Genomic DNA, 16826 nt, shown 5'->3' with positions numbered 1-16826 from the left:
ATCAAACGGAAACCCTATGACGATTAAAACTTTAGTTGCGTTGATGTGCATGGCATTTCCGGGCGTTGTTTTGGCCGCGCCGATGACGGTCGTAACGCCAAAAGCACTCACCGTTCCCATAACCAATCCCGGAACAGGTGTTGCCAGCTTTCATGAGGGTTACGGTGAGAAGTTGAGCCAGGCGCAGTATCCCAATACCGGATTTGAGTATGAGCGTTTTTATTGGCGTGATCTGGAACCGGTGGAAGGGCAGTATAATTTTGCGCTCATTGATGAAGCTTTTAAGTTTGCGGCGATGCATCAGCCAGCTATGAACGTAGGTCTGCGCTTTATGGCGCTCGATGGCCCTGAAAGTGGCTCAAAAATTCCAGACTGGCTTATCCAAAAAGGAGTGAAAGGGGAATGGACTTCCGATCACAAAACCTTTGCCCCAAATCTCGATGACCCAATATTTCTGGCCTATAGCCAGAAATTGCTGAATGCCCTTGGCAAACGTTACGACGGAAATGAAAACCTGGCGTTTGTGGATATCGGCATGGTGGGTTCGTGGGGGGAGTGGCACAACAGCAATTTCCCCTCCATGACGCCATTGTTAAAGCGCTACGCGCCAGCGCAGTTAGATAAATACGTCAAAATGCATTTTGCTGCATTTCCGAAAACACCCAAAATTATGTTAATAAGCGGCGGCGATACGCTTGCCAGTGCGGTTCGCCAGGGGGCGGGTTGGCGCGCGGATTGTTGGGGCGACTGGCGTAATTTCTCAACCACCTGGAATCATATGGAAGATGATTATCCCCAGCGTTTAGAAGCCGCACAGGCAGCATTTTCAGGTTTTAACGATGCCTGGAAAAAGGCACCGGTTAGCTTAGAAATTTGTGGTTATATGCCGGAATGGAAAACTGAGCAGCATTACTCGCGTGATGAAGTAAAACGCACATTCGACTGGGCGCTGGAAAACCACGCCAGCACTATCAATTTAAAGTCGCGTGCAGTGCCGGAAGTTTATCGCGATATTGTTGATAACGCGCTGATGAAACTGGGCTATAGATTCCGCTTAGCCTCACTGAGCCATGAATCGGTATTGGCCAAGGGAAATAGCCTGACGCTTAATAGCCGCTGGATTAATGAAGGCGTGGCGCCAATCTACCTGAAATATGCCGTGAATTACCGTGTTGTGGATGCCTCGAATAAAGTGGTTGTGCAGGTTCAAACGGTAGATGATATTCGCACCTGGTTGCCGGGCGAATATTCCACAAATTATCAACTGACCATTCCAGCAAACTCAGCAAGCGGGCAATATTATATTGAAGTGGCAATGTTGGATGGGCAGGGCAAGCCGAGAATTAATCTGGCTAATGAAGGCCAGCAGAGTAACGGCTGGTATCGGGTATCAAAGATAAACATTCAGTAGTTAATACACCATGAGCCAGTTTTCTGGCTCATGGTGGCAACAGTGAAGATATGAAATTAAGAGCTGAAACCGTTAGGGTTATTCTTCTGCCAGTTCCAGGTGTCACGCATCATTTCGTCCAGAGTATGAGTGGCCTGCCATCCCAGCTCTTTCTTCGCTAAAGATGAATCTGACCAGCACTCAGCAACATCGCCCGCTCTACGCTCAACGATTTGATAATTAATTGTCGTTTCAGCGGCTTTTTCAAATGCCTTAATCAGATCAATGACGGAATAACCCACGCCCGTTCCTAGGTTGATGGCTTTGAAAGCGGCTCCTTGCGATTTATTGTCCAGCGCCGCGAGATGGCCACTTGCAAGATCCTGTACGTGGATATAATCGCGCACGCCGGTGCCATCTGGAGTGGAGTAATCATCCCCAAACACGGACAGGCAATTAAGTTTGCCAATGGCGACCTGGGAAATATATGGCACCAGGTTATTAGGAATACCGTTGGGATCTTCGCCAATTCGCCCTGATGGATGAGCACCAACCGGATTGAAATAGCGCAAGCAGGTGATGCGGAAATCAGGTTGCGCGTGAGAGAAATCACGTAAAATCTGCTCAACCATTAATTTAGAGGTACCGTACGGGTTGGTGGTTCCCCCGGTCTGGCATTCTTCGCTCAATGGAACTCTTTCTGGATTGCCATAAACGGTTGCGGATGAACTAAAGATCAGGCTATTAACGCCTGCGAGTAACATCTCATTGAGCAATACCATCGACCCAACGACATTGTTCTCATAATATTCCAGTGGTTTTTTAACCGACTCACCCACAGATTTCAAACCTGCGAAATGGATAACATCGGTTATCGAATGCGTAGAAAAAATCTCTTTCAGAACGTTCTTGTCTAAAATATCAGCAACGTATAACGTCGGTTTTTTCCCGGCAAGTTCTGCAACTCGGTCTAAAGATTCTTTAGAGGAGTTAGAGAGATTATCGATGACAATGACGTCGTCCCCGCGCTCCAGTAATGCCAGAACAGTATGCGAGCCAATATAGCCAGCACCACCCGTTACAAGAATAGCCATAGTCTCTCCAGATAAGATTTTCTACCGATGTTACTCCACTAAAGTTGAGCCAGTGTACCAGCAACGAACAGGTTGTTCATCTTGAGTTTCAGGCAAAAAACTGTTTGCGGAATTTGACCTGGAATTTATAGGAAATCTTTTTAAGAGGAGATAATAAGCTGAAGATTAAATTTTTAGTATCATAAACGATATAACTATCGGTGAAGTTTAGGGTATGAACACCTGCGCTCTGATTAATAAGAGGGGAGATGTTTGCAACAAGTTTTTCTTCAAAATTTAAAGGGCTGATGCCAATTAACTCTTTGATATAAATGGATTTACCATAACAGTCGGGATGGCACTCTTGTGTCAGGATATAATTTTTGTTATTGACGAAGTACGGTTTTCCCGCGCCGCGATGATGATAATTACTTAATTTAAGAGTAGGGGTTATTTTCTCCCATTTGCCAAACAGGCTACAAGCAGTATGAATGACCATCTCATTTTTCATCGTTGTAGAAATGAGATAACTCTTATCACCTGACGTAAAGTAAATATTGTCGGTGAATTCTGCATCAGAAATTAATACCTTTATCATCTCCCAGCGCCCAGGGAATTCAGTACATCGGAATAACATCACTTCCTTTCGTTCCGATGACTCAGGGATCATAAATAACTCACCCTCATGATAAAACAAGAAGGGAAATGAGAGGTGGCACTTTAATCCGTCAAAACCTTCAAGTTTAATATCCTCGACTTCACCCAGATTGCTGTCCAGAACACGGCATTTCAGCATGCCTCTGGAATTAAGAAAGCTGAACGCCTCATAGAACACATACAGCTTGTCCTCTTTTTCAATGATAAAAGGGTCAGCCTGGAAGGTGTACTTTTTACGTAATAGTTGTGCTTTAGAATTATTTAAAATATCCAGGGTATTTTCAGGGAACAAATGCGAGTTATTTTTAATGATCATGATGTCCCATGATTCATGGAAGAATAACTTCTTAATTAACATGCTGTATGTGTTTAACATTTATCTTCGTGTCCATGTTAGTTAACACTATTATTAAGAAAAACAGCGGGATTTTTATTTATAATAATAAGAAACAAACACTTACCTGGCGGCAGATGAAAATGATAACCACCATGCTAAAGCAGTATAGACGCACAAACGTGATGTGCCATCAACCAAAAGTCGTAGACGAAACGTTGGGCAGACAGGAAGGAATTGATGAGGTTGGGGCAGAAAAAACGGCAAGCCAGGCGGCCTGCCGATGACAATTTACTGAGCCTGAGAATCCAGCGTTGAGAGTTCTTTATCAACGAAATACAGACCTTCGCCGCTTTTACCGACCAGACTTAATTTATCCAGTACAGATTTAAACAGCTTCTCTTCTTCGTGTTGCTCGGAAACATACCATTGCAGGAAATTAAAGGTTGGATAATCCTGAGAGGTCATCGCGGCGTGAGCCAGTTCGTTAATTTTACGCGTAATTAACTGTTCGTGTTCGTATGTGGCGTTAAACAGATTATCCAGAGACGAATAGTCGTGTTCCGGTGCTGGAATCGCATTAATACGCGGCAGGCTTCCGGTATCTGTTAAATAAGCGAACAGGCGCTGCATGTGCTCCATTTCTTCCTGGGCATGGCGGCGCAGGAAAGCGGCTGCACCTTCAAAACTGTGATAGCTGCACCAGGCGCTCATTTGCTGATAAAGCAGGGAAGAGTAAAGCTCAAGATTCATTTGTTCGTTCAGTTTTTCGATCATTTCAGCTTTTAACATGACACGCTCCGTGGAATTCGCTTCTCAATAATAGGGCTACTTTAATTTTATTATTTCAATAATGCAAAGAGAATGTTAATTAAATTCTCGTAATGAGAATGGTTGCCAATATTATTCTTTTTTAAATACCAATCCTGAAATGGAATAAGAATGATTGCTATTTAAAGCTTGCCAATAATTATCGACAAGCTTTTATATGCATTACTGAACAATCATTTCATCTCTGAGGAACGTTTCCATTCCCGTTCCGTGACACTGATATTCAAGCGTTACCTTTTGATTCAGGCACAGCGCCCCGCTGCGCACGCTACAGGTTTTGATTGGCTCGCCATAAGGGAAAGCTGAAACGTAGCCCCATTGTTGACACTGATGGCTGGCCGCTGATTGAGCAATGTAAGTATCTACTTTTCCGTTTTGTAAGGGAGCAAGATCGAAGCCCAGACGGACCACGCCAGCGACTTCGCTGCCTTTGACCGGTTGCGGTGTTTTATTGATGGTGCAACCGGTTAATAACACGGTGGCTAATACTAAATAGACAATTTTCATCACGCTGATACCCGAGTATTTTTTATTATTTTAGCACGCAGAAAAATAGAAAATGAGCATCAGTATAAAGCGAGGTAATTTCATTTAAGGTGCGTCATTAAATAAGACCTAACGCAAATTAAAGCGAGAAGGCTAATTAATAGTAATCAACAGTAACATTAATGATTTGATTAAAAATTGATCATGGCGGGCATCAAGTTTGGCTGAATCGTGCCGACAATACAGATAATGCATGGTTTAACTTCAGTTTGTCATACAAAAACCGAATAAACGGCGATGAAGCGATCTCAGCTGATGCAGGAAGTTAATTTCATTTTTTCACCGGGGAAATACATCACATGAATTTTATTCGCAATATCAAAATCCGCGTCATGGTGGTACTGATACTCATCTTCTCGACGGTTGCCTGGCTGGCTATTTCCGGCCTGGCATTGTGGTTTTTAAATGATCTTGAGCAAAACATTGCCCTGAATGCCGCACAAGCAAAATGGATAGATATTATTCAGTTCTTACTCGGGGCTTCTGTCGTGGCAAGCGTGATTATTACGCTGGTGACAGAACGTTACCTTTATCACTGCCTGGTGAAACCCGTCGAGAGCATTCGCGAGCATATGCATATTCTGGCGCGCGGCGAGCTGGAAACAGAATTACCGGATTTAGGCAGTAACTGTATCGGTCTGATGGTCTCGCCGATTCAAAAAATGCAATCCAACTGGGGAAAAGCCGTTTCCAATATTCGCACCAGTGCAAATACCATTCGAGGGAATGCCACTGAAGTTGCTGGTGTAAACGGCGAACTATCCACTCGTTCAGAACAGCTCGCCGCGGCTCTGGAAGAGACGACGGCCAGCATGGAGCAATTAAGCAGCACCGTTACACTCAATGCTGAAAATGCCAACCATGCGAGTCATCTTGCAAAAAACGCCACTCAAACCGCACGCAATGGCGGAGAGTCGGTGAAAAAAGTCATGACGACCATGGAAACCATCACCAGCAGTTCACACAAAATTGTCGATATCACCACGGTCATTAATAGTATTTCCTTCCAGACCAATATTCTGGCGCTCAACGCCGCCGTAGAAGCGGCGCGAGCGGGTGAGCAAGGACGGGGATTTGCGGTGGTGGCCAGTGAGGTTCGAAATCTCGCACAGCGCAGTGCTCTGGCGGCAAAAGAAATTGAAACGTTACTTAAAGAGTCCGTCGATAACATTTACACCGGTTCAGAGCAGGTGAAAAAGGCCGGCGAAGCAATGGGCGAAATCCTCGATGCTGTAATGCAAGTGAACAATATTATGGGCGATATTGCCAATGCCTCGGGGGAACAGAGCAAAGGCATAGGGCAAGTGGGGATTGCCGTTCGACAGATGGATGCGGTGACACAGCAAAACGTGAGTCTGGTGCATCAATCAGCGTTGTCGTCGGTAGATCTGGAGCAACAGGCGCACCAGCTAAATGACATTGTGGCGATGTTCCGCATCGCCAAATCGGCCTGATCTGGAGACTGAGCTATCATCAAAATGCAGAAGTGTGAGCACACCTTTATTTTTTGAAACAAAATTTCATTAAATTTGAAAGTATGTTTGCTAGATAGTATCGTTACTGCATACCAAGCTATTCACCGCGGGAAATCCCGTGACCCAATCAGGAGACGGAAATGAAAATAGCACTGATGATGGAAAACAGTCAGGCTGGAAAAAACGCCATCATTCTTAATGAGTTGAATGCGGTTGCTGCTGAAAAAGAGTACCCGGTTTACAACGTAGGCATGAGCGATGAGCAGGATCACCACCTGACTTACATCCACCTCGGTATTATGGCCAGCATTCTGTTGAACTCTAAAGCGGTTGATTTTGTCGTAACCGGTTGTGGCACAGGCCAGGGCGCAATGATGTCCCTGAACATCCACCCAGGTGTGGTGTGTGGCTACTGCCTGGATCCAGCCGATGCGTTCCTGTTCTCTCAAATCAACAACGGTAATGCGCTGTCTCTGGCATTCGCGAAAGGGTTTGGCTGGGGTGCAGAACTGAACGTACGCTATATGTTCGAAAAAGCGTTCACAGGCCGTAAAGGCGAAGGCTACCCAATTGAGCGTAAAGAGCCGCAGGTTCGTAACGCCGGTATCCTGAACCAGGTTAAAGCCGCTGTTGTGAAAGAAAACTATCTGGATACGCTGCGTGCTATCGACCCAGAACTGGTGAAAACCGCTGTGTCCGGTGAACGTTTCCAGCAGTGTTTCTTCGAGAATTGCCAGAACAAAGAAATTGAAGCATTCGTTCGCGAAATCCTTGCTTAATCATTTCTGAAAATACATAAGGCCAGCTTCTGCTGGCCTTGATTTTTTGTACTTTCACTCACTGCTTTTTAGACACGCTACTTCCTGCATCACGGGGTAAACGCAGCAAATCAACCAGCCCAAGCAGGCAAATTAACGTGATCATCACAAACGAAATCTTGATTGAAAACCCAGGAATATGGGTAATATCCAGCCACTGACTGAATTTTTCCCCCAACCGAATTCCAATTGCGCCAAGCGTAATTCCCAACCCCACAGAAAGCTGCGTTGCCGTGCTGAATAACGTATTGGCATAACTCATTTGCGCGGACGGCACATCGGAAAAGGCGAGGGTGCTGATTCCGGTAAATTGCATTGAACGGAACATACCGCCAAAAAACAGTATCGCCATCGTCAGCCATGCGGCGGTGTCTGGGGTGAGAAAGGCACAAGCCAGCAAAGAAGCGACGTTCAGCAATCCATTAATTATCAGCAGCTTTTTAAAGCCTAACGCGCGTATCAACGGTGTGGTTGCCGGTTTCATCGCGAGGTTCCCGGCAAATACCGCTAAAACCAGTAAACCTGAATGGAACGCGTCCATCCCAAAGCCAACCTGAAACAGCAGCGGCAGCAAAAACGGCACCGCACTGATGGAGGTTCGGAACAGTGAACCGCCGTACATCGTCACGCCAAAAGTTTGTACCTTTAATGCTTCCAGGCGAATCATCGGGTGTTCTGCGCGTTTAAAATGCCTGAGCGAGAACCAAAGTGCCGCCGTACCCACCATCAGAATACTCACCGTTGGCAGCACATTGACTTGCGATTGTCCGAGCATTTCCAGCCCGTACACCAGGCTAATCATGGCAATGGCGGTACTGGCAAAACCGATGCTGTCAAACGGACGGCGGGAGTCATCATGGATATCAGGAATCAACCGCCATGCCAGTGCCATCGCGATTAACCCCAGCGGCAGGTTGATATAGAAAATCCAGCGCCACGACGCATAACTGGTGATGACCCCCCCGAGCGGCGGGCCAATGATCGGAGCCACCAGCGCGGGCCACGTTAATGTGGCAATCGCGGTTATCAACAAATGCTTGGGAGTTGTGCGCAATACGGCAAGTCGCCCGACAGGCACCATCAACGCGCCGCCAACGCCCTGTAAAATACGCATGGCAACAAACTGCTCGAGCGTATTGGCGATGCCGCACAGCACCGAGGCAAAGGTGAAAATACCCAGCGCGAGCGTGAATATTTTGCGTGCGCCGAACCGGTCAGCAATCCAGCCGCTGGCTGGAATCAACACCGCCAGCGTCAGCAAATAGGCGCTCATGCCGATGTTGAGATCGACGGCATCCACCCCAAATGTTTTTGCCATTTCGGGTAGCGCGGTAGCAATGACGGTTCCGTCGAGAAATTCCATGAAAAATGCGCCAGCAACCAACAGTGCCATACCTGAAATGCCACGTTTAGATGCCGGAGAAGGGGAGTTAGTCATGAGTAAAACTCAAAATTAAAATAATGTTTTAAAAATTAATTGAGCCAATTAACCAGTTAAGTGTTGGATTTGCAAGCCATTTCATGTGACGGAGTTGTAAAATCCACAAGAAAAATGTGTGATGTGCATCACAAAACTATTGATTTGTGTGACGGATGTCATATTATTAGCCGCATAACGAGCAACATCTGCAAAACAAAAAAACTGGAGCACACAATGAAAATGCGCAAAATCCTGAAAAGCATGTTTGAACAATACTGCAAGACCTTTAAAGATGTACCGCCAGCTGGCATGTTCTGATTTGTCAGCCTGAAGAAAAACCTGCTGCGGCAGGTTTTTTTATGCCTGAAATTTGGCTTTTAAATGTCAGTTGCTCGCGTTATATCCACATTTTTTGCTTTAGCACTTTTTCGCATAACGTTATGCGTTTTACACTTATTTACATTGTGGGTATGGCTGGTGCACTATGCGGTCTCTAATTGAGACGGAGTCCGTGAATAAATGCGTAAACCCCTGTTGTTATCTGCGCTGTTTGCCTCTTTGGCCCTGGCCCTTTCTGGCTGTGATGATGCGAAAACCGAAACTGCGGCGAGTCCTGCCCCAGCAAAACAAGCAGCCCAGGATGGCGGCAATTTAATTGTTGGCGTAACCACCGGTGACCCGTTAGCCATGAACCCGTTGTACGCCAGCGACCGCACTACGCTGACGATTATGCAAGCGCTGTATGCGCCGCTTTATAGCTTCAACGGTGACAAAATTGAATGGGGCCTGGCTGAAAGCCTGACACCTTCAGAAGACAACCTCTCATACGTTTTAAAACTCAAACCGAATCTGAAGTGGCAGGATGGCAAAGCCATTACAGCTGATGACGTCGTCTTTACCTTCAACAAATTGCTGGATGAGAAGCAGCACAGTTTCTTCCGCAGCATGTTTGTTTATGGTGGCAAACCTATTCAGGTCAGCAAAATTGATGACCAGACCGTTAAATTCACGCTGCCACAGGTGAGCGCGGCGTTTGTCGGCACCCTGGTTCAAATTTACCCGATCCCGCAGCATGTATTTGCCAGCGAAAATGGCGACCTGGAAAAGAGCGCTAAAAACGATGCTCCCGTCGGTTCAGGTCCCTTTAAATTCAAAGAATATCGCGCCGGGCAATATTATGCGCTGACGCGTTTTGACGATTACTGGAACGGTAAACCAAAACTAGATGCCGTGACTTACCGTTTCGCTAAAGACAGCAACTCCGCCAATCTTGCGCTGCAAAATGGCGAAATCAACATGAAGATGATTGATCCGCAGGATGTCACTCGCCTGAAAACCACCGGGAAATTTGATTTCGTGATTTATCCGGAAGGGCGTCTGGCGTACATGACGTTTAACCAGAACATCGACAGCATGAAGAACAAGGCGCTACGTCAGGCCATTGCTTATGCCATCAATAAAGACGAACTGGTGCAGGCGGCATTTTCTTCGCTCGACTACGCGCAACCGGCTGCTTCTATTCTGACGCCAGATACGCTGTATCAAACCAACGATGTTGAACCCTATAAGTTCGATGCTGAAAAAGCCAAAGCGTTGCTTAAAGAAGCGGGCGCACCGGCCAATCTGAAATTGCGTCTGGCTTATATCAACAGCAATAAAACCCAGGAAAGCATGGGGCTGTATATTCAGCAGCAGCTGAAAAACGTCGATATTGCGGTTGAGCTGATGCCGCTCGATGCTAACGCGATGTCCCAACGCAGCCTGGATATGAAAAACACCGATTATGAGCTGAGTTTGGGCGGCTACATTATGGGGATGGAACCTGACGGTTATAAGTCTCTGTATATGAGCAACGAAGCCTATAACTACGCGCATTATAAGAACCCGGCGCTCGATGCGTTGTGGAACCAGGGCGCGACTGAAACCGACAAAACGAAACGCGCTGAGATTTATAAACAAATCCAGCAGACCGTTGCTAACGACATGGCATGGTATCCGATTGCTTATACCAACGCGGTTGTTGCAGTAGATAAGCGTTTTGCCGGAACCAAAGAGGCGGAACCTAAGCCTGTTTACATGTTCCAGGACCTGTCAAAAATCTATCAACAATAAGAAACAAACTGATTCCCCGGCGTTCGGTTTATCCCGTGCCGGGGTTTTTGTTTTTGATAAAACCTGGAAAGCAGTATGAATAATGTTTTAGTCCGACGCCTGGCGCAATTAGTGCCGATGTTGTTCTTCATTTCGCTGGTGTCGTTTTTGCTGGTTAAACTAGCACCTGGAGACCCGGTTCAGGCCTATATCACGCCGCGTATGAACCCGGAGGATATCGAGCGTATCCGCCAGAGCCTCGGGCTTGATAAACCGCTATTTATGCAATATCTGCTATGGCTCAAAAATGTCCTGCATGGGGATTTAGGCTATTCGCTGATTTACCATCGTCCGGTATTAACCATGATTGCCGAGCGCATTCCGGCCACGCTTGGTTTAATGGGCGCATCGCTGATTATGGCGATGATACTGGCGATCCCATTGGGGTTACTGGCGGGAGCGTACAAGCACCGCTGGCTCGATCACTTCCTGAATATGTTTGCCTACATTGGTATTTCGGTGCCGATTTTCTGGTTCGGCATTTTGCTCATCACCGTATTTTCCGTGCAGTTGAACTGGCTGCCCAGCATGGGAATGCGCACCATCGGTGCGGAAGACTCCTGGTTGGATGTGGTGCGCCACGCCATTTTGCCGTGTATCGCCCTGAGCTTTTATAACCTCTCCACTTACGTGCGTTACATCCGCTCCAACACCATCACTCAATTATCGGCTGATTACGTGCAAACCCAGTTGGCGTATGGCGCCACGCGACGCTCAATCTTGTTCCGCCACGTGCTGAAAAACGTCCTCCTGCCGGTTATTACGTTGTTTGGTATTTCGTTTGGCGAGCTGGTGGTTGGGGCTTACGTAACAGAAAGCGTCTTCTCATGGCCGGGGATGGGTCTGTTAGGGATTCAGTCGATAACCTCGCTGGATTACCCACTGATCATGGCGATGATCATGCTTTCTTCGACGATGATTATCGTCGGTAATTTAGTGGCAGATTTGTTATATCGCGTGGCCGATCCGCGCATTAAGGCCTTGAGGTAAGACGATGAGTAGACGTTGGCAACAAGTTAAACACGGCCTGAAACGTAATCGTCCAGCTCAATTCTCATTACTGGTTCTGATCGTTTTCAGCATTGCGGCATTGCTGGCCGCACTCAGTCCTTTTGACCCCAATCAGATGTCGCTTACCGCAAGGTTGTTAGCGCCGGATGCGACGCACTGGTTCGGTACAGATGACTACGGGCGCGACTATTTTACTCGCGCCCTGTACGGCGGCCAGATCTCCTTAATGGTCGGTTTCCTGTCGATGGTATTTTCAACGCTGATTGGTACGCTGGTCGGCACCGTGAGCGGCTATTTTGGCGGGCGAATCGACAACATCATGATGCGTGTAGTCGATGTGCTGATGTCGATTCCCGCGTTCTTCCTGCTGCTGGTTTTGAATGCTTATTTGAAGCCGGGGATCGCGAACATCATCATGATTATCAGTGCATTGACGTGGATGAGTATGTCGCGTCTTGTGCGCGCAGAAACCTTATCTGTGAAAGAGCGTGAATACGTGGTGTATGCCCGCGCCTGCGGTGAACACCCGTTAATTATCATTGCCCGCCATGTTATCCCGAATATTTTGCCGACCATTATGGTGGCGGCGACGCTGAATATTGCCTCGGCAATCCTGATGGAATCGACGTTGAGCTTCCTCGGCCTTGGCGTCCAGCAGCCGAATGCGTCATGGGGCAGTATGCTCAACAACGCACAATCTTTTATTGGCGAAGCGACGTGGCTGGCGATGTTCCCAGGCGTGCTGATTTTACTGACGGTATTGAGTTTTAACGTGCTGGGCGATGTGTTACGTACCGCTTTCGAGCCGGGAGCGAACCGCGATGAATAACTTACTGGAACTCGACAATCTGCAAACCTCATTCTTCACCCGCGAAGGTGAAGTTAAAGCGGTGCGCGGCGTCAGCTTTGCGGTAAAACGCGGCGAAGTGGTGGGCATCGTCGGTGAATCGGGCTGTGGCAAAAGCGTCACCTGTAAATCAGTGCTCAAATTGCTGGGAAGCAACGGCAAAGTGGTTGGCGGGCACGTGCATTTTATGGGCGAAGATCTGGCCCGGAAAACACCGGAGCAAATGCGCCATATTCGCGGGAATGATATCGCGATGATTTTCCAGGACCCGATGACCGCGCTCAATCCGGTGCTGACGATTGGCAAACAGATGAGCGAAATTCTGATTCGTAATCAGAATCTGGGCAAAAAAGCGGCAAAAGAGAAATCTATTGCCATGCTGCAACAGGTCGGAATTGGCAACGCAGAGCAGCGTTATCACCAATATCCCCACGAGTTTAGCGGCGGTATGCGTCAACGCGTGATGATCGCCATCGCGCTGTCCTGCCACCCGAAGCTACTGATTGCTGATGAACCGACCACCGCACTGGATGTGACCATTCAGGCGCAAATTTTACGGCTGCTTAAACAGCTTCAACAGCAAACCGACACCGCCATCATGTTGATCACGCACGATCTCGGCGTCGTCGCGCAGGTCAGTTCCCGTGTGGTGGTGATGTACGGCGGATTGGTGATGGAGCAGGGAAGTGTGGAAGATATTTTCTATCGCCCGGCGCATCCTTACACTCGCGGATTACTCGCTTCGTTGCCACGGCAGGGAGATGCGGGCGCACGTTTGTCGCCTATCGAAGGCTCGCCTCCAGGCTTACTCAACCCGCCGCCAGGCTGCCCGTTTGCCGAGCGCTGCCCGCAGCGAATGGAACGTTGCAGCAGCCTGCCGCCGATGTATCAAATCAAAGAAGATCATCAGGCGATGTGTTGGTTATGGGATTCGGAGGTGAAGCATGCAGGACGTTAAGCCATTGGTCCGAGTGAAAGGACTGCGCAAATACTTCCATAGCCAGCAGGGATGGTTTAACAAAACGCCCCCGGTTAAAGCGGTGGATGGCGTGAGTTTTGACATTTATCCCGGCGAAACCTACGGGCTGGTGGGCGAATCGGGTTGTGGGAAATCAACACTTGGCCGCAGCGTGTTACGCCTGTTTGATATCACCGACGGTGAAATAGAGTTTGCCGGGCAGGACATCGCCCACATGAGCGACAAACAACTCAAGCCGTTGCGCCGCCGCATGCAGGCTATTTTTCAGGACCCTTATTCGTCGCTGAACCCAGGGATGACCGTCGCGCAGTTAATTGCCGAACCGATGAAAATCCACGGTTATGGCAAAGAACAGCGCGCAGAACGCACGCTCGAGCTACTGGAAAAAGTCGGGCTGAAACGGGAGCATTTGAACCGCTTCCCGCATGAATTCAGCGGCGGTCAGCGCCAGCGTATTAGCATTGCGCGTGCGCTTTCGGTTAACCCGGAATTTGTGTTGTGCGATGAACCGCTCTCGGCGCTGGATGTTTCGGTGCAGGCACAAGTCGTGAATATTTTGCAGGATTTGCAGCAGGCATTTGGGCTGACTTATCTGTTTATCGCACACGACTTATCCATGGTGCGCCATATTTCTGACCGTATCGGCGTGATGTATCTCGGTTCACTGGTTGAAGAAGCGCCCGCTGAAACGCTTTACACCGCGCCGGCGCACCCGTATACCCGGGCGTTGCTGGCTTCTATTCCGGTAGCCGATCCGCATGTACAAATGCTCGACCAGGGTGGCATTAAAGGCGAATTACCTGGTGCGATGAACGACTGGCCGGGCTGCAAGTTTTGCAACCGCTGCCCACGGGCGATGGAGAAATGCCACAGCCAGGCGCCGGTCATGCAGGAAATTTCACCTGGACATCGGGTGGCGTGTTGGCTGTTTGAAGCACAGTAACAACGGCGGGAGCTTATTCCAGCTCCCGTACCACTTTGCACGGCTGGCCCATCGCCAGAACTCCCGCCGGAATATCTTTACTGACGATACTGCCAGCCGCGATGGTGGTGTTATCACCAATCGTCACGCCAGGTAAAATAATCGCATTGCCACCAATCCACACATTGCTGCCCACCACTATCGGTTTGGCGCTGGTCAGGAATGGATAATCCGGGTTTCCCGTCAGGCGCTCTTTGGCTGATAACGGATGTACCGGCGTATAAAACTGAACATTTGGCCCCACCAGCGTGTTATCGCCAATCGTGATGGTATTGCAGTCCAGAAACACAACGTTGGTATTGATAAAGCAGTTGCGACCGATGGTGACATGCTTGCCGTAATCACACCAGAAAGGCAGTTCTATCCAGCTTTCATCGCCAAACCCACCGAGCATTTCACGCAGCAGCGAAAGTTTGGTGTCAAAGTCGTGGGAATCCAGTTGTGTGAGTTTTTTGGTGATGGCTCGAGCGCTGTGGTACATCCCGAGCAGTTCGGGATCGCGCGTGTTATAGCTCAGTCCCGCCAGCAATTTCTCATGTTCAGTCATTATTTAACCCCTATATTTTCTGGCAATATTCTATTACTGATACCGTTCCCGCGCACAGAAATGTACTATGACGCCCATTGCGAAACAGGAGAGAAATAATGTCTGAACAATTATCTGCCGATCAGGAACTGGTTTCCGATGTCGTGGCGTGCCAGTTAGTGATTAAGCAAATTCTGGATGTGATTGATGTGATTGCGCCGGTAGAAGTACGTGAAAAAATGGCGAACCAGTTAAAAACGATTGATTTCGCTACCCACCCGGCAGCGGCAGATCCAGTGACCCGCCGCGCGATTCAAAAAGCCATTTCTTTGATTGAGCTGAAATTCACGCCGCAAAACGAAGCGCATTAATTTCCGAAGTTGTAGGGTGGATAAGCGTTTAGCGCCATCCACCATTTACATCATTGGCTTAGAAGAACGTCATCACCAACAAATAACTTGCCGCACACGCACAGCTCACGCCAATCAAACCTGGCAAAATGAAACTATGATTAATGATGAATTTACCTATTTTCGTGGTGCCTGAACGGTCAAAACCAATACACGCCAAATCGCTCGGGTAAGTCGGCAGAACAAAATAACCGTACGACGCCGGGAAGAAGGCAATCAGCATTTTCGGTTCAACGCCTAACATCAACCCCATTGGTGCGACAGCGGTTAATGCTGCGGCCTGGCTATTCACCAGTTTCGAGACCAAAAACAGCACGATGGCATACGTCCACGGGTGACTTTTCACCACGCCTTCCAGCGCCATTTTCAACTCTTCCAGATGCGCCTGGAAGAAAGTATCGCTCATCCATGCCACGCCGAATACCGAGAAAATCGCCACCATCCCGGCTTTAAACACCGCGCCGTTAGAGATTGCCGAAGCATTCACTTTGCACACCATTAGCATCACGGCACCGGCAATCAACATCATCATCTGGATAACCAGATTCATGGATAAAGGCTTGAGCGCACCTTTGATATCAAACGCCGGGCGCAGGGCGGGAATTGCCCCTAATAACACCACCACTAAAATCCCGGCGAAGAAAATCCACGTTGACCAGTAGGCCTGTTTTGGGAACACCTGATTCATCAGCGTTTCGCTGCTGCCGTAGATAAACTCACGCTGTTTGGGATCTTTGAGCTTTTCCTGGAACTCTTTGTCGTCTTTCAAATCTTTACCGCGGCGTAAACTCCACAGCGCGGCAATCAACACGCCAAATAAAGAGGCGGGCACTGAAATACAAAGAATATCGAGAATGCCCCACGCGCGCCCGATGCCGTGATTAGCTGCCAGAATAGAAATCAGCGAAACCACCGCCACCGAAACCGGAGAGGCCGTAATCGCCATTTGCGAAGCAATCGACGCGACCGCCATTGGGCGCTCCGGGCGAATACCTTTTTTGAGCGCGATATCGGCGATAATCGGGAACATGGTGTACACCACATGCCCGGTTCCGCACAGGAACGTCAGCATCCAGGTGGTGAACGGAGCGAGCAGAGTAATGTGCTGTGGGTGTTTACGCAGCAACCGTTCGGCGAACTGCATCATGACGTTCAATCCGCCAGCCGTTTGTAATGTCGCTGCGCAACCAATCACCGCCAGAATGGTGAGCATGACATCAACCGGCGGTTTGCCAGGTTCAAGACCGAAGATAAACGTGAGGATAAACAGTCCGATACCGCTGATTAAACCCAGGCCCATCCCGCCAAAACGCGTCCCTACCAGCAAGCATAAAATGATGACAATAAATTCAATGGTAATCATGGCAATCCCTTGG

At 48.4% G+C, this 16826-nt stretch carries 17 protein-coding genes; 10 read left to right on the top strand and 7 right to left on the bottom strand.

The features are described 5' to 3' along the window. Positions 1-16: 16 nt before the first annotated feature. The gene (locus GBAG_RS11825; protein ID WP_034496164.1) at positions 17-1411 is read left to right on the top strand and encodes a DUF4832 domain-containing protein; all 1395 of its coding nucleotides are present in this window, start codon (positions 17-19) and stop codon (positions 1409-1411) included. A 56-nt stretch (positions 1412-1467) separates the two neighbouring features. Here the strand turns inward: GBAG_RS11825 and galE are convergent, their stop codons facing one another. The 4 genes from galE to yecR form a co-directional block, all read right to left on the bottom strand. Then, a complete protein-coding gene (galE, locus tag GBAG_RS11820) occupies positions 1468-2484 on the bottom strand; it encodes a UDP-glucose 4-epimerase GalE (RefSeq protein WP_034496161.1) in 1017 nt (338 codons plus the stop codon). A gap of 88 nt (positions 2485-2572) precedes the next feature. Further along, positions 2573-3496: a glucosamine inositolphosphorylceramide transferase family protein gene (locus GBAG_RS11815; RefSeq protein ID WP_034496158.1), complete on the bottom strand. Its 924-nt coding sequence runs from the start codon at positions 3494-3496 to the stop codon at positions 2573-2575. A 249-nt stretch (positions 3497-3745) separates the two neighbouring features. Beyond that, a complete protein-coding gene (gene ftnA, locus GBAG_RS11805) occupies positions 3746-4246 on the bottom strand; it encodes a non-heme ferritin (RefSeq protein ID WP_034496153.1) in 501 nt (166 codons plus the stop codon). A gap of 201 nt (positions 4247-4447) precedes the next feature. Beyond that, positions 4448-4792, bottom strand: a complete 345-nt coding sequence (gene yecR, locus GBAG_RS11800; protein ID WP_034496151.1) for a YecR family lipoprotein — start codon at positions 4790-4792, stop codon at positions 4448-4450. Positions 4793-5130: 338 nt separating this feature from the next. Here yecR and GBAG_RS11795 point away from each other — a divergent pair, with 338 nt between their 5' ends. Both GBAG_RS11795 and GBAG_RS11790 read left to right on the top strand, forming a co-directional pair. Then, entirely contained in the window at positions 5131-6285 is a 1155-nt protein-coding gene (locus tag GBAG_RS11795; protein ID WP_034496149.1) for a methyl-accepting chemotaxis protein, read from the top strand. 161 nt (positions 6286-6446) lie between these two features. After that, positions 6447-7085 carry an RpiB/LacA/LacB family sugar-phosphate isomerase gene (locus GBAG_RS11790; protein ID WP_034496146.1) on the top strand — a complete coding sequence of 213 codons (639 nt, stop codon included), beginning with the start codon at positions 6447-6449 and terminating at the stop codon, positions 7083-7085. Between the two features lie 58 nt (positions 7086-7143). On the opposite strand, the gene GBAG_RS11785 is transcribed toward GBAG_RS11790, so the two are convergent. Then, complete coding sequence (locus tag GBAG_RS11785) at positions 7144-8562, bottom strand: MFS transporter (protein WP_034496144.1); 1419 nt, start codon at positions 8560-8562, stop codon at positions 7144-7146. Between the two features lie 216 nt (positions 8563-8778). Here GBAG_RS11785 and azuC point away from each other — a divergent pair, with 216 nt between their 5' ends. The 6 genes from azuC to GBAG_RS11760 all read left to right on the top strand — a co-directional run bounded on the left by azuC (position 8779) and on the right by GBAG_RS11760 (position 14475). Beyond that, a complete protein-coding gene (gene azuC, locus GBAG_RS22745) occupies positions 8779-8862 on the top strand; it encodes a stress response protein AzuC (RefSeq protein ID WP_115628089.1) in 84 nt (27 codons plus the stop codon). A gap of 201 nt (positions 8863-9063) precedes the next feature. Beyond that, the gene (locus GBAG_RS11780; protein WP_034496141.1) at positions 9064-10656 is read left to right on the top strand and encodes an ABC transporter substrate-binding protein; all 1593 of its coding nucleotides are present in this window, start codon (positions 9064-9066) and stop codon (positions 10654-10656) included. A 75-nt stretch (positions 10657-10731) separates the two neighbouring features. After that, positions 10732-11685 (top strand): ABC transporter permease, encoded by a 954-nt coding sequence (locus tag GBAG_RS11775; RefSeq protein WP_034496139.1) that lies wholly within the window; start codon positions 10732-10734, stop codon positions 11683-11685. A gap of 4 nt (positions 11686-11689) precedes the next feature. Beyond that, positions 11690-12535: an ABC transporter permease gene (locus tag GBAG_RS11770; RefSeq protein WP_034496137.1), complete on the top strand. Its 846-nt coding sequence runs from the start codon at positions 11690-11692 to the stop codon at positions 12533-12535. After that, complete coding sequence (locus tag GBAG_RS11765; protein WP_034496135.1) at positions 12528-13511, top strand: ABC transporter ATP-binding protein; 984 nt, start codon at positions 12528-12530, stop codon at positions 13509-13511. Before GBAG_RS11770 ends, GBAG_RS11765 begins: the two co-directional genes overlap by 8 nt. Then, a complete protein-coding gene (locus GBAG_RS11760; RefSeq protein ID WP_034496132.1) occupies positions 13498-14475 on the top strand; it encodes an ABC transporter ATP-binding protein in 978 nt (325 codons plus the stop codon). The genes GBAG_RS11765 and GBAG_RS11760 overlap by 14 nt, the downstream gene beginning before the upstream one ends. A gap of 13 nt (positions 14476-14488) precedes the next feature. On the opposite strand, the gene GBAG_RS11755 is transcribed toward GBAG_RS11760, so the two are convergent. After that, positions 14489-15061, bottom strand: a complete 573-nt coding sequence (locus GBAG_RS11755; protein ID WP_034496129.1) for a sugar O-acetyltransferase — start codon at positions 15059-15061, stop codon at positions 14489-14491. Positions 15062-15159: 98 nt separating this feature from the next. Here GBAG_RS11755 and GBAG_RS11750 point away from each other — a divergent pair, with 98 nt between their 5' ends. After that, positions 15160-15411 carry a DUF2766 family protein gene (locus GBAG_RS11750; RefSeq protein ID WP_034496127.1) on the top strand — a complete coding sequence of 84 codons (252 nt, stop codon included), beginning with the start codon at positions 15160-15162 and terminating at the stop codon, positions 15409-15411. Between the two features lie 58 nt (positions 15412-15469). Here the strand turns inward: GBAG_RS11750 and GBAG_RS11745 are convergent, their stop codons facing one another. Next, positions 15470-16813 carry an anaerobic C4-dicarboxylate transporter gene (locus GBAG_RS11745; RefSeq protein WP_034496124.1) on the bottom strand — a complete coding sequence of 448 codons (1344 nt, stop codon included), beginning with the start codon at positions 16811-16813 and terminating at the stop codon, positions 15470-15472. Positions 16814-16826 lie beyond the last annotated feature (13 nt).

The sequence above is a fragment of the Buttiauxella agrestis ATCC 33320 genome (assembly GCF_000735355.1).
Lineage (GTDB): Bacteria > Pseudomonadota > Gammaproteobacteria > Enterobacterales > Enterobacteriaceae > Buttiauxella > Buttiauxella agrestis.
The sequence above is the reverse complement of the archived record's forward strand: the minus strand, read 5'-3'. Positions and strand labels throughout refer to the sequence as shown.